A 14414-nucleotide genomic window follows, 5' to 3' on the forward strand; every position below is an offset into this window, starting at 1 on the left:
ATCGAAATGCTAGGCGTGCCGGGTCTGCTGGGGCAAGCCCACCCTCGTGCCGTTGGCAGGAACGTGACCCTGAGTAACAAAAACGCCCGCAATACGGGCGTTTTGTTACACTTCTGTAGTGCTTTGTTATTCCTCGGCTTCTTCGTCACCCTGGTCGGCGATCCAGGCCACACTGACGACTTCTTCGCCTTTACCGGTGTTGAATATACGCACACCACCCGCGCTGCGGGAGCGGAACGAGATGCCCTCGACCGGCACCCGGATCGATTGGCCCTTCGAGGTAGCCAGCATGATCTGATCGTCGATTTCTACGGGGAAGGAGGCAACCAGTTCGCCGCCGCGCATGGCTTTGTCCATGGCTGCAACGCCCATGCCACCGCGACCGCGGACAGGGTAGTCGTGACTGGAGCTCAGCTTGCCCGCGCCGCCCGACGTGATGGTCAAGATCAGGTTCTCGGCTGCCGACATCTCGGCATAGCGTTCCTGCGTGATACTGCCAGGCGCGGCTTCGTCCTCGTCCGTTTCGCCGTCATCCGCAATGCCCGCGACTGCGCGGCGCATCTTGAGGTAGGCGGCGCGCTCGTCCGGGTCGGCCTCGAAATGGCGAACTACGGACATCGAGACGACACGGTCGCCATTGCTCAGCCTGATGCCGCGCACACCGGTAGATTCGCGTGAGTTGAAGACACGTACATCAGTGGTCCGGAAGCGGATCGCACGGCCCGAATTGGTGACCAGCATCACGTCTTCATCTTCTGAACAGATGCGGGCGTTTACCAGTTCCACATCCTCGGGCAGTTTCATCGCGATCTTGCCATTGCGGCGGACGTTCGTGAAATCTGACAGACGATTGCGGCGCACGTCACCCGCGCTGGTGGCGAAGACGATTTGCAGGTTCTCCCACTCTTCATCCGGCACATCTACGGGCATGATCGCCGCGATCGAAACACCGGTCGGGATCGGCAGGATGTTGACGATCGCCTTGCCCTTACCGGTCCGGCTGGATTGCGGCAGACGCCAGGTCTTGAGCTTGTAGACCATGCCTTCGGTGGTGAAGAACAGCAGTTGCGTATGCGTGTTCGCCACGAAGAGATTGGTGACAACATCCTCTTCCTTGGTCTGCATACCCGACAGGCCTTTGCCGCCACGCTTTTGCGCCCGGAAATCGGCCAGCGGGGTGCGTTTGATGTAGCCGCCTGAGGTGACAGTCACGACCATATCTTCGCGTTCGATCAGGTCTTCGTCTTCCATATCACCGGACCAGTCAACGATCTCGGTGCGGCGGTCGACGGCGAACTGCTCGCGTACGCTGCGTAGCTCATCGGCGATGATGCCCATGATGCGCTCACGCGAAGACAGAATATCCAAGTATTCCTTGATCTTGTCGGCCAGTTCTTCCAGTTCGTCCGTGACTTCCTTGACACCCAGTTGGGTCAGACGCTGCAGCCGCAGTTCGAGAATGGCGCGGGCCTGTACCTCGGTCAGGTTATAGGTGCCGTCGTCATTCATCTTGGACAGCGGATCGTCGATCAGGCGTAGATAGCCTTCGATCTCGGATGCAGGCCAGCGGCGGGTCATCAGTTTCTCGCGCGCTTCAGCAGCGTCTGCCGACGAGCGGATCGTGGCAACCACTTCGTCAACATTCGAAACGGCCACGGCCAGACCACACAGGATGTGACTGCGCTCACGCGCCTTGCGCAAGTCATAGGCTGTGCGGCGGGCAACAACATCTTCGCGGAAGTCGATGAACGAGGTTAGGAAGCGGCGCAGGGTCAGCTGTTCAGGACGACCGCCGTTCAACGCCAGCATGTTGCAACCAAATGAGGTCTGCATCGGCGAGAAGCGGTAGAGCTGGTTCAGCACCACTTCGGGCGTTGCATCGCGTTTCAGTTCGACCACGACACGCACACCATTGCGGTCGGATTCGTCCTGCACGTGGCTGACGCCTTCGATGCGTTTTTCGCGCACGGCTTCGGCGATCTTTTCGATCATCGAGGCTTTGTTCACCTGATATGGGATCTCGTCGACAACGATGGCATACCGATCCTTGCGCAGCTCTTCTACGCGGGTCTTGGCGCGGATGATAACGCTGCCACGGCCTTCAAGGTAGGCTTTGCGCGCACCTGAGCGGCCCAGCATCACACCGCCAGTCGGGAAGTCGGGGCCGGGCACATACTCGATCAGTTGTTCTGACGTCAAATCCGGGTCGTCGATCAGCGCCAGCGTGGCATCGACCACTTCGCCTAAGTTATGCGGTGGGATGTTGGTTGCCATACCCACGGCGATACCACCGGCACCATTGACCAGCATGTTCGGGAAACGGGCGGGTAGGACGGTCGGCTCTTTGTCTTTGCCGTCATAGTTGTCCTGAAAATCGACAGTCTCTTTTTCGATATCGGCCAGCAGGGACGCGGCGGGTTTGTCCATCCGTACTTCGGTGTAACGCATCGCCGCCGGGTTATCGCCGTCCATTGAGCCAAAGTTGCCCTGACCATCAAGCAGCGGCAGCGACATCGAGAAATCCTGCGCCATCCGCACCAGCGCGTCATAGATCGCACTATCACCATGCGGGTGGTACTTACCCATCACGTCACCAACCGGACGGGCCGACTTGCGATAGGACTTGTCATGAGTGTTCCCGGTCTCATGCATCGCGTAGAGAATACGCCGATGCACCGGTTTCAGCCCATCGCGCAGATCGGGGATCGCACGGCTGACAATGACCGACATCGCATAGTCCAGATAGGACGTGCGCATTTCGGATTCGATGGATACCGTCGGGCCGTCATAAACGGGGCGCTCGGGCGGGGTTTCGTCCATGTTTTCAGGGATTTCTGGCGTATCGCTCACGTAGGCTGCCCGTGTCTTGTTCTTGATCTATATCTTGTGGATACACTTTATCAGACCCGGCATATAAGGTGCAAGCAAGCAACCGTTCCCCGGCCAAATTAGGTCGGTAACACCTGAGTAACATATTGTTATCTAAGTATTAGGACAGTTCCGTGTTACTCTGAGTAGACCTTGTAACAAGATTGGAGGTCTGCATGGCGCAAAGTGAAACTGAACTCATGCTTAAGGGGTACGGGCTTACCACGGCGGAATTTTTCTACCACATGCCCGACTATATTCACGTACTGAACACGTTTATTTGGCAGGATTACGACCTTGCTCCGGACCATCCGAAGCTGTTCGAATTCGTAGAATTCTGGCAGAAAGAGATTGAAGGTCCGCTGCACTCGGTCAGGTTCACGCACCGTAAAATGATCGCGCCGGGGGAATGGCGCAACATGGTGGGTGAGTTTCGGGTAAATTAGCCCTCAGGCCGAACAGCTCGCGCCGCCCAATACACAGAATTTGGCGCAATGCGGGTGGTTCAAATGCACGTCGGCCTCGGCCTCTTCAAGGGTTTCGCCCAATTCAAACTCCGGCGAATAAGGCAGCAGCGTACAGGCCAGCACCGCCGGACGCTCGGCGCCTTTGCGTTTGACGACCATACGCGAGCTGGCGCACATCACCGCATCAGGGGCTTTGTCCAAGATGCCCCAGCAAGCGGTTGTGATTTCAGGAACTTCAACTGTTTCGTCCATCTCGGGAAACAAAACTGTTTGGCCCGGATTTTGCGCATCGATGTCAAAGCCGTGCTTGGCAAAGAATGCTGCATACCCCGCGCGGCTTTCAGCGTCGCTATCCCCCCAGACTGAGCGCCCGGCAATTGCCATCCTAAAGCCGTTATCCCGCAACCACTCCATCCCCGTCAGAGTTTTGGCAAAACTGCCTTTGCCGCGTTCTTCGTCATGCAGATCGTGGCGGTAGTGGTCGACGGAGACACGCAGCGTCAGTTTTTCTGCGTAGTCGCGCTGTAATTCCAGCAAACCCTCGCGCATTTTGCGGCGCATCATCGGCCGCATTGCATTGGTCAGGATCAAAACTTCGTACCCGCGCTCTAGCGCGACGCGCGTCATCTCGATCATCTCGGGGTTCATGAAGGGCTCGCCACCTGTAAAGCCTATCTCGCGGATCGGCCATTGGCGCTGTTCGATCTGATCCAGATAGTCGCGGACTTCGTCGGCGGTGATGTAAACCAGAGCATCGTTGGTTGGGCTGCTGGCGATATAGCAGTTTACGCACTCGATGTTGCACAGCGTTCCAGTGTTGAACCAAAGGGTTTCGGGATGAGTCAGCGCGACGGACGCGCGCGTTTGCCCGTCTGCGGTCACTAAACTGTTCTGAAACTTCCCGATATTCGCAGCCTGTAGGGCGTTGTCTTTCATTCCGGCATCCGGTTCTGTGCTTGTGCCAAACCGATTTAACCGTTTGCGCCGGTTTAGTTAAGAGTATCTACCCCTCGCTGACAGAGTTTTGATGTGGGAAGAAAGTTGCTGATTGGTTGCGCTAACATTGGACATGCCCCAAGCGGCAAGGTAAGGAAAAGCCATGGTTTCTCGTGTCATACCTGTTGACCCATTTGATCTGGTCATATTCGGCGGAACCGGCGATCTGGCACAGCGCAAGATCGTTCCGGCCCTGTTTCGGCGTTACTGCGCCGGGCAGTGGCCCGAGGCCACCCGGATCATCGGCGCAGCGCGGGGCGCTCTGACCGTTGACGGCTTTCGCGAAATGGTGGCCGAATCGTTGCGCCAGCACGCACCGAAACGGGCAAAAGATCAGGAGGCTGTGAACGGTTTTCTGCAGCGCGTGGAGTATGTTCCGCTTGACGCATTGTCCGAAGATGGTTGGGCCCAGTTGGCCGAAATGCTGAATGCGGATCGTATCAGGGCCTTCTATTTCTCGGTAGGCCCCCGTTTGTTTGGCCCGCTGGCCGAACAAATCAGGGCGCACAATCTGGCCAACCCGCAAACCCGTATCGTCGTCGAAAAGCCTTTTGGGCACGATCTGGAAAGTGCACGCGCGTTGAATGCGACACTGGCGGCGCATTTTGACGAAGGGCAAATCTATCGGATCGATCATTATCTGGGTAAGGAAACCGTTCAGAATCTGATGGCCGTTCGGTTCGGCAACATGCTGTTCGAACCGCTTTGGAACAGCCAGTATGTCGATCACATTCAGATCACTGTGGCCGAGACCGTCGGCATTGACGGTCGTGAAGAATATTACGAGCGCGCCGGCGCCATGCGCGACATGATGCAGAACCATCTGATGCAGCTTTTGTGTCTGATCGCGATGGAACCACCCGCAAAATTTGACCCGGACGCGGTGCGCGATGAGAAACTCAAGGTCATACGCGCGTTGGATTCGGTTGAGCCGCACCATATCGTACGAGGTCAGTTTGCAGGCGGTGCCGATGGCCGGGGGTATCGTGAAGTTGTCGGCAATCAAAGGACGACGACGGAAAGCTACATCGCATTGCGCGCACATATCAGCAATTGGCGTTGGGCGGGCACACCGTTCTATCTGCGCACGGGCAAAGAGCTGGTGGCGCGGTCCTCGGTCATCAATGTGATGTTCAAGGATGCTCCGCATTCGATTTTTGGCGAAGAGGCCGGGCGTCATGCGAATGCCCTGTCGATCCGGTTGCAGCCCAATGAAGGCATCACTTTGAAAGTGACAATCAAAGAGCCGGGGCAGGGAGGCATGCGTCTGGTTGACGTTCCGCTGGACATGAGCTTTGCCGAAGCGCTTGGGCCTGAAAACCAGGACCCACCCGACGCTTATGAGCGGCTGGTGATGGATGTCATTCGCGGCAACCAAACCCTGTTCATGCGCGGCGATGAAGTAGAAGCCGCATGGGCCTGGACCGATCCGATCATCGCGGGCTGGGAGGCGCGCGGTGATGTTCCCAAACCCTATGAAAACGGCAGCACCGGCCCGGGCGACGCCGAGTTGCTGATGAAACGAGACCACCGCCGCTGGCAAGGAATAAATCCATGAATATCAAAGAATATGCCGATCGCGACATGCTGGCGATTGATGTCGCGAATGCATTGGCCGGAGATCTTGAGGCCGCATTGCTACATCATGATACTGTCTCGTTGGCTGTTCCGGGCGGAACCACACCGGGGCCGATCTTTGATGGATTGTGCGCTGCTGATCTGGAATGGGATCGTGTGCACATACTGCCGACCGATGAAAGATGCGTGCCGGGTGATCACGAGCGTTCGAACGAGAGGTTGATCCGGGAACGGTTGCTGACCAGTCGCGCATCCATTGCACAATACATGCCGCTCTATGTTGCGGAACATGAGCCTGAGGCGGTTTTGCCCGAGATCGAAAGCCTGATTAACCCGCATCTGCCGCTATCGGTTCTGGTGCTAGGTATGGGTGAGGACATGCACACCGCCTCGCTCTTTCCGGGGATGCAGGGCTTGTCTGCTGCTCTGAACAACAACGCCCCGACACTGGCGGTAGCGCGGACCGACGTGCAGCCCGAAGCGCGTATCACGCTGACGGGTCCGGTTCTGGACGGCGCTTTGTCCAAGCATCTCGTCATATTCGGAGAAACTAAACGGAATGCCCTGGATCGTGCCATGTCATTGCCACCCGAGGAAGCTCCGATCGCGGCCGTGCTCAGCGGCATGACCGTACATTGGGCGGAGTAATCACGATGCAGCTGGATCAATTGAACTCACTCGCAGCCACACAGACGGGCCGTCGGATACTCGATCTGTTTGACGCCGATCCAAACCGGGCGCAGGGTTTCTCGGCTTCGACCGGAGATCTGCTGTTTGACTATTCGAAGACACAAATCGACGAAGATATCCGCGCGGCACTGATCCAGCTTTGCGATCAAGTCGAATTGGCAGAGCGTCGGGCCGCGATGTTCTCCGGTGAAAAGATCAACGAAACCGAAGGCCGGGCTGTATTGCATACCGCGCTACGCAATCTCGACGGAGGCCCGGTCGAGGTCGATGGTCAGGATGTAATGCCGGACGTACTGGGCACTTTACAGCGAATGCGCGTCTTTGCCGAAGAAGTGCGTGGCGGGGCGATCAAAGGGGCAGGGGGCAGCTTTACGGATGTGGTCAACATTGGCATCGGTGGCTCGGACCTTGGGCCGGTGATGGCGACGCATGCCTTGGCACCTTATCACGACGGGCCAAGGCTGCATTATGTCTCAAACGTGGATGGTGCGCATATTGCGGATACGCTGCGCCCGCTTGATCCGACACGGACTCTGGTGATTGTCGCGTCGAAGACCTTTACGACCATCGAGACGATGACCAATGCACGCACGGCGCGGGCTTGGATGGTCGATGGTGGTGGTGATCCGGCGCGGCAATTCGCAGCGGTCTCCAGCGCTGTTGACAAGACTCAGGCCTTCGGGATTCCCGAGGCGCGGGTGTTTGGCTTCGCGGATTGGGTCGGCGGGCGGTACTCGGTCTGGGGGCCGGTCGGACTGCCGGTAATGATCGCCGTTGGCTCGAACGCGTTTGACGCGTTTCTACGGGGTGGTCAGGCGATGGATCTGCACTTTCAATCCGCCGAATGGGCAGAAAATCTGCCAGTTGTGCTGGCGCTTGTGGGGGTCTGGCATCGTCAGGTGCTTGGGCATGCCAGCCGCGCAGTTCTGCCATATGATCAGCGTCTGCTGCGCCTGCCTGCCTATTTCCAACAGCTTGAGATGGAATCGAACGGTAAATCTGTCGCGATGGATGGCAGCGCGCTGACCATGCCTTCAGGTCCGGTTGTCTGGGGCGAACCCGGCACAAATGGGCAGCATGCATTTTATCAGTTGATCCATCAGGGCACCGATGTGATCCCCTGCGAATTTATGGTGGCGGCAAACGGGCATGAGCCGGAACTGGCCCATCATCATCGCCTTCTATTGGCCAATTGCTTGGCCCAGTCCGAAGCGCTAATGCGGGGTCGGTCGCTGGATGTTGCACGCGCACGCATGGCCGAAAAGGGCCTTACAGGCGACGAGTTGGAGCGTCAGGCACGCCATCGTGTGTTTTCGGGCGACCGCCCGTCAACCACGCTGATCTATCCGCAGCTTACCCCGTTTGTGTTGGGTCAAATCATTGCGCTTTATGAACACCGTGTGTTTGTCGAAGGCGTGCTGCTTGGAATCAACTCGTTCGATCAGTGGGGTGTTGAGCTGGGCAAGGAATTGGCAACGTCACTTGGGCCGATCGTGGACGGTGAGGTTAGCGCCGAAGGCAAAGATGGCTCGACCTCGGCGCTGGTTGGATACGCCTTGCGACATCGCGGTTGACGCGGCACCCTGCCGCACTCTCTTATTGTCAGACAATTGAATTCTTGGCAGGGTTGTTGCCAAGACATAACGGCGCGGCCAAGCGCTGACGATGGGAGGAATGTCCATGCTGGGACAGATGATGACGCAGCCTTTGCTGATTTCGTCGCTGATTGAACATGCTGAACGTTATCACGGGCAGACCGAGATCATCTCGGTCGAGACCGACGGAACCGTGACCGAGACAAATTGGTCCGGGATCGCGCAGAACGCCCGACGGATGGCTTCGGCTTTGGAAAAGCTGGGGCTGCAACCGCAGGATCGCGTGGGCACGCTGGCCTGGAATAACCGCCGCCACCTTGAGATCTACTATGCAGTGTCCGGCGCGGGCTTTGTCTGCCACACGATAAACCCGCGTCTGTTTCCCGAACAACTAACCTATATAATCAACCACGCGCAGGACCGGGTCCTGTTTTTCGATGCGACCTTCCTGCCTTTGGTCGCCGCGCTGCAAGAGCATCTGACTGAGGTGCAGTACTATGTGCTGATGGGTGCGCGGGACGAGGCTGCGCTGTCTCAGGTGCCGGGGTTGGTTTTTTATGACGAGATGATTGAAACCGGTGATACAGACTACGCGTGGCCCAGCTTTGATGAAAACACTGCCTCCAGCCTCTGTTATACTTCGGGTACCACTGGGAACCCCAAAGGCGTTCTCTATTCCCACCGCTCTACAGTTCTGCATAGCTTCGCGTCGAACACGCGCGACGTAATCGGCTATTCCGCCATGGATGTGGTGATGCCGGTGGTGCCAATGTTCCACGTCAACGCTTGGGGCTCGCCCTATGCCAGCGCTATGTCTGGTTCGCGAATGGTGATGCCGGGGCCGGGATTGCATGGCGAGGCATTGGTCAATCTGATCGACACATATGGCGTCACGCTGGCGATGGGCGTACCGACCATTTGGCAAGGTCTGCTGGCCCATGCCGCGACATGCGGGACCAAGTTGAAAAGCCTCAATCGTACTGTAATCGGTGGTGCGGCATGCCCGCCCTCAATGATTGAAACGTTCCGCGAAACTTATGGCGTCGATACCGTCCACGCCTGGGGCATGAGCGAAATGAGCCCGCTGGGCACGACGAACTATCCGATGGCCAAACATCTGGACATGCCCATGGAGGCACAGCACAAGCTGCGCGAAAACCAAGGCCGCCCGCCCTTTGGGGTTGAACTAAAAATCGTCGATGATGATGGCAGAGATCTTCCCCATGACGGTGAAACGCAGGGCGATCTGATGGTGCGCGGCCATTGGGTGCTGGACAGCTACTTCCACATGCAGGATGAGGCCTTGTTGCAGGATGGCTGGTTCGCGACTGGCGACGTTGCCACACTGGACCCGGATGGGTACATGACCATCCGCGACCGATCGAAGGACATCATCAAATCGGGGGGTGAATGGATCAGCTCTGTCGAGTTGGAGAATATCGCGGTCGCACACCCTCAACTAGCGACGGCTGCCGTTGTGGGCGTGCCGCATCCGAAATGGGACGAACGCCCGCTTTTGGTAGCAGTGAAGGCCGAGGGCGAAGAACCGACCGAGCAGGATTTGTTGGCATTCTTCGACGGCAAAATCGCAAAATGGCAGGTACCCGACAAGGTCGTGTTCGTTGATGCCTTGCCCCTTAACGCGACCGGAAAGGTCCTGAAACGCACGTTGCGCTCGGATTTCAGTGATGCGCTGATGGGATAAGTGCCAGTCTGGGAAGAATGGCTCCGGCGGTAGGGATCGAACCTACGACCAATTGATTAACAGTCAACTGCTCTACCGCTGAGCTACGCCGGAACGGTCCGCGCCGTATAGCAACCTCAAATTGCGGCGTCCAGTGGGGTAGTGGAGTTTTTTCTGCGAAAAAACTTCGCCGTGGCTCACGTAGCTAATTATGAAGAATTTGGTGTGATTTGGCTCCGGCGGTAGGGATCGAACCTACGACCAATTGATTAACAGTCAACTGCTCTACCGCTGAGCTACGCCGGAACTGAGGGGCGTATAACAACCCGTATTTTCGGCGTCCAGAGGGGAAGCGCACGGGCCGTCAATTTTTTCCGATTCACGCGATGCGCTTGAAACGAGACGCAACTGACAGATCCCCCAAGGGCGCTACACGGGATCTGCCGGTCAGATCAACCAGATGGGCGAAGACATTACGCTCGGCCGCGGGAAGCAGCGCGGCGGGGGTTTCGATATAGATTCGCTGGGCAAGCTGTTGGGCCGTTTCTGGGCCATTTTCCAGGGCGTCGAGTATCTGTGATTCCCGCTGCAATCGGTGGTCTATCAGCCAATCCAGGCGCTTGGCAGGATTCGTGATAGGGGCACCATGGCCCGGATGAAAAACCGACCACTCGCGCGCACGCAGGCGGCGACAGGCTGCCATGAAATCCGTCAGGTCTCCGTCCGGGGGCGAGACCAGAGAGCTGGCCCAGCCCATGACGTGATCAGCCGTAAAGCAGACATCCCCCCAGGCCAACGCGATATGGTTGCCCAGATGGCCGGGTGTGTGGATCACTTCGAGTTGCCAGCCTTCTGCCGCGACGCGTTCACCGTCTTCAAGCTCGATATCAGGGCGGAAATCGGCATCGATTCCCTCACCACCTCCGGCAAGCCCGTTCTGGGCCAACTCGGTCATGACTTCGCTGCGTCCAGCTTGCGGACCACCAAAAGCCAGAACCGGAGCGCCGGTGCGGGATGCGAGCGGGGCGGCCAAAGGCGAGTGATCCAGATGGGTATGCGTAACAAATATGTGGCTGATCCGCTGCCCGGGTTCCAGCGCATCAACTATGGCTTGCATATGGGTATCACTCAATGGCCCAGGGTCGATGACAGCAATGTCCTCATCGCCCAGAAGGTAGGTATTCGTACCACGATAAGTCATTGGCGAGGGATTGGGCGCAAGAATGCGCCTAAGTCCCGGGGTGAGCACGGCAACCTGTCCAGGGAGAGGGTTGAAATCGTCGGGGGCTTGCATTCTGACCTCTTCCTCTTGCCCGGGCAGCCCGCTAGGTTTAGCGCATGTCGACCCAATGGCTCAAACCCTATATGCCGCGTAGCCTATATGCGCGTGCCGCACTCATTCTGGTACTGCCGGTCATTGTCGTGCTTTTGGTGGTGGCGATTGCCTTTTTGCAAAAACATCTTGAAGAAGTGACCGCCCAGATGACCCGCACGGCGGCGCGCGAGGTGACACTGGTGCTGGACGTGATGGAGGGTGCGGAAACCCAGCAGCAGGCATTGGCAGCTGCGCGGCAGGACTTGTCGGTCTTGAACATGACCGCCCGCTTTCTGCCGCCGAATGAAGAGCCGAAAAACAGTCCGCGTCGATGGTACGATTTCATTGCCCCGCAGGTGGATGCGGAAATGCGCAGCTTGTTGCCTGAAACCCAGTATGTGGCTCTGCCAAATGGACAGGAAGTGAGTCTTTTTCTGGCAACCAATCTGGGCATGCTTGAGCTAGAGTTTGATCGCCGACGCCTGTCGCCGACTGCACCGCATCAGCTGATTGTGACGATGGTGTTCTTTGCGGCTCTGATGACAACGATCTCGTTTCTCTACATGCGCAATCAGTTGCGCCCGATCACGCGCCTTGCGGACGCGGCGCAGGCCTTTGGTCGCGGGCGGGTCGTGCCTTATTCACCCGGTGGTGCAATTGAGGTACGCGCTGCGGGCAATGCCTTCGTTGACATGCGCGCCCGAATCGAGCGGCAGATTGAGCAGCGCACGCTCATGTTGTCGGGGGTCAGCCACGATCTGCGCACACCTCTGACGCGTCTGAAACTTGGATTAGCTATGTTGCCCGAGGACGAGGCCGCACCGTTGTTGCAAGACGTGGACGAGATGCAATCGCTGCTGGATGCATTCTTGGACTTCTCGCGTGGCGCTGCAGAGAGCGCACCCGAAGAGATTGAACCCGAAAACTGGCTGAGCCAAATCGTTGACGATGCACAGCGCGCGGGCCAGCACGTTGAACTAATCTCGGTCGAGGGGCGTGGAACGGCAATGCTGCGCCCATCGGCCATGCGCAGGGCAGTAGAGAATCTGATTGGAAACGCGAATCGCTATGGTTCACGCGCCGAGGTCAGCCTTTCGATGACGCCAAAGTCACTACGCATTCGGGTTGAAGATGACGGCCCCGGTATCCCGATCGAACAACGCACCGAGGCCGTCAAACCCTTCACGCGACTTGATCCGGCGCGAAACCAGAATCAGGGCACCGGCGTGGGTTTGGGACTTGCGATTGTTGCCGATATCGCCCGCGTACATGGTGGTATTCTGCGACTGGGCAGCAGCGAAAGGCTGGGCGGATTATGCGCGGATATCGTGATTGGACGGTGAATTGGTAGGCCCGGAGGGACTCGAACCCCCAACCAAAGCGTTATGAGCGCTCTGCTCTAACCAATTGAGCTACAGGCCCACCGTGCCGCCTTGGGTATCACGATGGCAGCCCGCGTCAAGCCTGACCGTTGCAACATGGCCCACAATCGAATAACCCGCGCGCAAAGCACTCATGAGGGATTGGCCATGACAGCGGGCAAGAACGGAATCACCTATGCCGACGCAGGTGTAGATATCGATGCAGGCAACGCTCTGGTCGATCGGATCAAGCCTGCGGCCAAGCGCACCAACCGTTCGGGCGTGATGAGCGGGCTAGGCGGATTTGGCGCTCTGTTCGACCTGAAAGCGGCTGGCTATCAAGACCCGGTTCTGGTGGGCGCAACCGATGGTGTGGGCACCAAGCTGCGGATCGCAATTGATACCGGCGTTGTCGATGGCGTGGGAATCGATCTGGTGGCGATGTGCGTCAACGATCTGATCTGCCAAGGTGCTGAGCCGCTGTTTTTCCTGGATTATTTTGCCACCGGTAAGCTGGACACCGATACTGCCGCGCGGATTATCGAAGGAATTGCCGAGGGGTGTGTCCAATCTGGCTGCGCCCTGATTGGTGGTGAAACCGCCGAGATGCCGGGTATGTACCCTGACGGCGATTTCGATCTGGCCGGTTTCTCGGTTGGTGCCATGGAACGCGGGGCCGCATTGCCCGAGGGCGTTGAACAGGGTGATGTCCTGCTGGGGCTGGCTTCGAACGGGGTGCATTCCAACGGCTATTCGCTGGTGCGCAAACTGGTTGAAATGTCCGGGCTGGGCTGGGAGGAAGAGTCGCCTTTCGGTGGCGGAACATTGGGTGAGGCTCTGCTGACCCCCACGCGGCTGTATGTGAAACCAGCGCTGCAGGCGATCCGGGCTGGCGGCGTTCGCGCGCTTGCCCATATAACCGGCGGCGGCCTCACCGAAAATCTGCCGCGCGTATTGCCCGAAGGGCTCGGGGCCGAGATTGATTTGAGTGCTTGGGACTTGCCGCCTGTGTTCAAATGGATGGCCGAGACCGGTGGCATCGCCGAGTCCGAGATGTTGAAGACCTTCAACTGCGGCATCGGCATGATTGTTGTCTGCGCTGCAGATCAGGCAGATGATCTTACAACACTGCTTGCAGAGGCAGGCGAATCCGTTGCGCGCATCGGAACGGTCACCGCAGCGCCGGGTGTTGCCTATTCAGGCAAACTGCTGTGAGCCACAAGCGCGTCGCGATCCTGATCTCCGGGGGCGGATCGAACATGCTGTCGCTGGTCGACAGCATGAATGGCGATCATCCAGGCCGACCATGTCTGGTATTGTCGAACGACGCAAATGCCGGAGGGCTGAAGAAAGCTGCACAGCGCGGAATTCCGACCGCAGCCGTCGACCACAAGCCCTTTGGCAAAGATCGCGCTGCGTTTGAAGCAGAACTGCTTAAGCCGCTTATGGCAGCCCAGCCGGATGTTGTCTGTCTGGCCGGTTTCATGCGTGTATTGACGGGTGAATTTGTATCGCGTTTCCAGGGCCGGATGCTGAACATCCACCCATCGCTTTTGCCTAAGTACATGGGTTTGAACACCCATGCACGCGCAATTGAAGCAGGCGACGCCGAACATGGCTGCACCGTTCACGAAGTTACTGCCGCGTTGGATGACGGACCGATTCTGGGTCAGGCGCGCGTGGGTGTACGGGTAGGGGACACGCCTGAGGAGCTCGCCGCCCGCGTGTTGACCTGGGAGCACAAACTCTACCCTGCCGTGCTTCGCCGTTATTGTATGGGCAACAAAGACCCAGTTCTTCTGCCCTAACGCGGCGGGGTGATTTACACGCAAAGGTTATTCGTCTTATGGTCGCATATCG

11 protein-coding genes and 3 tRNA genes are annotated in these 14414 nt (G+C 58.0%); 8 read left to right on the forward strand and 6 right to left on the reverse strand.

Annotation, left to right across the window (positions count from 1 at the left end; translation table 11 throughout):
- Positions 1–126: 126 nt before the first annotated feature.
- A complete protein-coding gene (gene gyrA / locus AC2TEM_RS01105) occupies positions 127–2850 on the reverse strand; it encodes a DNA gyrase subunit A (protein ID WP_170421858.1) in 2724 nt (907 codons plus the stop codon).
- Between the two features lie 194 nt (positions 2851–3044).
- Here gyrA and AC2TEM_RS01110 point away from each other — a divergent pair, with 194 nt between their 5' ends.
- A complete protein-coding gene (locus AC2TEM_RS01110) occupies positions 3045–3314 on the forward strand; it encodes an usg protein (protein WP_039535770.1) in 270 nt (89 codons plus the stop codon).
- 3 nt (positions 3315–3317) lie between these two features.
- Here AC2TEM_RS01110 and AC2TEM_RS01115 read toward each other — a convergent pair whose 3' ends face one another.
- Positions 3318–4271, reverse strand: a complete 954-nt coding sequence (locus AC2TEM_RS01115) for a radical SAM family protein (RefSeq protein ID WP_170421855.1) — start codon at positions 4269–4271, stop codon at positions 3318–3320.
- 163 nt (positions 4272–4434) lie between these two features.
- Here AC2TEM_RS01115 and zwf point away from each other — a divergent pair, with 163 nt between their 5' ends.
- The 4 genes from zwf (at position 4435) to AC2TEM_RS01135 (ending at position 9899) form a co-directional block, all read left to right on the forward strand.
- Positions 4435–5889, forward strand: a complete 1455-nt coding sequence (gene zwf, locus AC2TEM_RS01120) for a glucose-6-phosphate dehydrogenase (RefSeq protein WP_170421852.1) — start codon at positions 4435–4437, stop codon at positions 5887–5889.
- Positions 5886–6557: a 6-phosphogluconolactonase gene (gene pgl / locus AC2TEM_RS01125; RefSeq protein ID WP_170396937.1), complete on the forward strand. Its 672-nt coding sequence runs from the start codon at positions 5886–5888 to the stop codon at positions 6555–6557. The genes zwf and pgl overlap by 4 nt, the downstream gene beginning before the upstream one ends.
- A 5-nt stretch (positions 6558–6562) precedes the next feature.
- Positions 6563–8173: a glucose-6-phosphate isomerase gene (gene pgi, locus AC2TEM_RS01130; RefSeq protein ID WP_170421849.1), complete on the forward strand. Its 1611-nt coding sequence runs from the start codon at positions 6563–6565 to the stop codon at positions 8171–8173.
- 106 nt (positions 8174–8279) lie between these two features.
- Entirely contained in the window at positions 8280–9899 is a 1620-nt protein-coding gene (locus AC2TEM_RS01135; RefSeq protein WP_480704937.1) for a long-chain-fatty-acid--CoA ligase, read from the forward strand.
- Positions 9900–9917: 18 nt separating this feature from the next.
- Here the strand turns inward: AC2TEM_RS01135 and AC2TEM_RS01140 are convergent.
- The 3 genes from AC2TEM_RS01140 to AC2TEM_RS01150 form a co-directional block, all read right to left on the reverse strand.
- Positions 9918–9992 (reverse strand) — tRNA-Asn (locus AC2TEM_RS01140).
- A 117-nt stretch (positions 9993–10109) separates the two neighbouring features.
- Positions 10110–10184, reverse strand: a tRNA-Asn gene (locus tag AC2TEM_RS01145).
- Between the two features lie 73 nt (positions 10185–10257).
- Positions 10258–11172 carry an MBL fold metallo-hydrolase gene (locus AC2TEM_RS01150; protein ID WP_170421846.1) on the reverse strand — a complete coding sequence of 305 codons (915 nt, stop codon included), beginning with the start codon at positions 11170–11172 and terminating at the stop codon, positions 10258–10260.
- Between the two features lie 44 nt (positions 11173–11216).
- On the opposite strand from AC2TEM_RS01150, the gene AC2TEM_RS01155 reads away from it, so the two are divergent.
- Positions 11217–12536, forward strand: a complete 1320-nt coding sequence (locus AC2TEM_RS01155) for an ATP-binding protein (RefSeq protein ID WP_170421844.1) — start codon at positions 11217–11219, stop codon at positions 12534–12536.
- Positions 12537–12538: 2 nt separating this feature from the next.
- On the opposite strand, the gene AC2TEM_RS01160 is transcribed toward AC2TEM_RS01155, so the two are convergent.
- Positions 12539–12615: transfer RNA gene (locus tag AC2TEM_RS01160), tRNA-Ile, on the reverse strand.
- A 107-nt stretch (positions 12616–12722) separates the two neighbouring features.
- Between AC2TEM_RS01160 and purM the strand changes: the two genes are divergently transcribed.
- Both purM and purN read left to right on the forward strand, forming a co-directional pair.
- Positions 12723–13769 (forward strand): phosphoribosylformylglycinamidine cyclo-ligase, encoded by a 1047-nt coding sequence (gene purM / locus AC2TEM_RS01165; RefSeq protein WP_170422444.1) that lies wholly within the window; start codon positions 12723–12725, stop codon positions 13767–13769.
- Entirely contained in the window at positions 13766–14362 is a 597-nt protein-coding gene (purN, locus tag AC2TEM_RS01170) for a phosphoribosylglycinamide formyltransferase (protein WP_170421841.1), read from the forward strand. The genes purM and purN overlap by 4 nt, the downstream gene beginning before the upstream one ends.
- The last annotated feature ends 52 nt before the right edge of the window (positions 14363–14414 follow it).

Source organism: Ruegeria sp. HKCCD3925, from assembly GCF_057221175.1.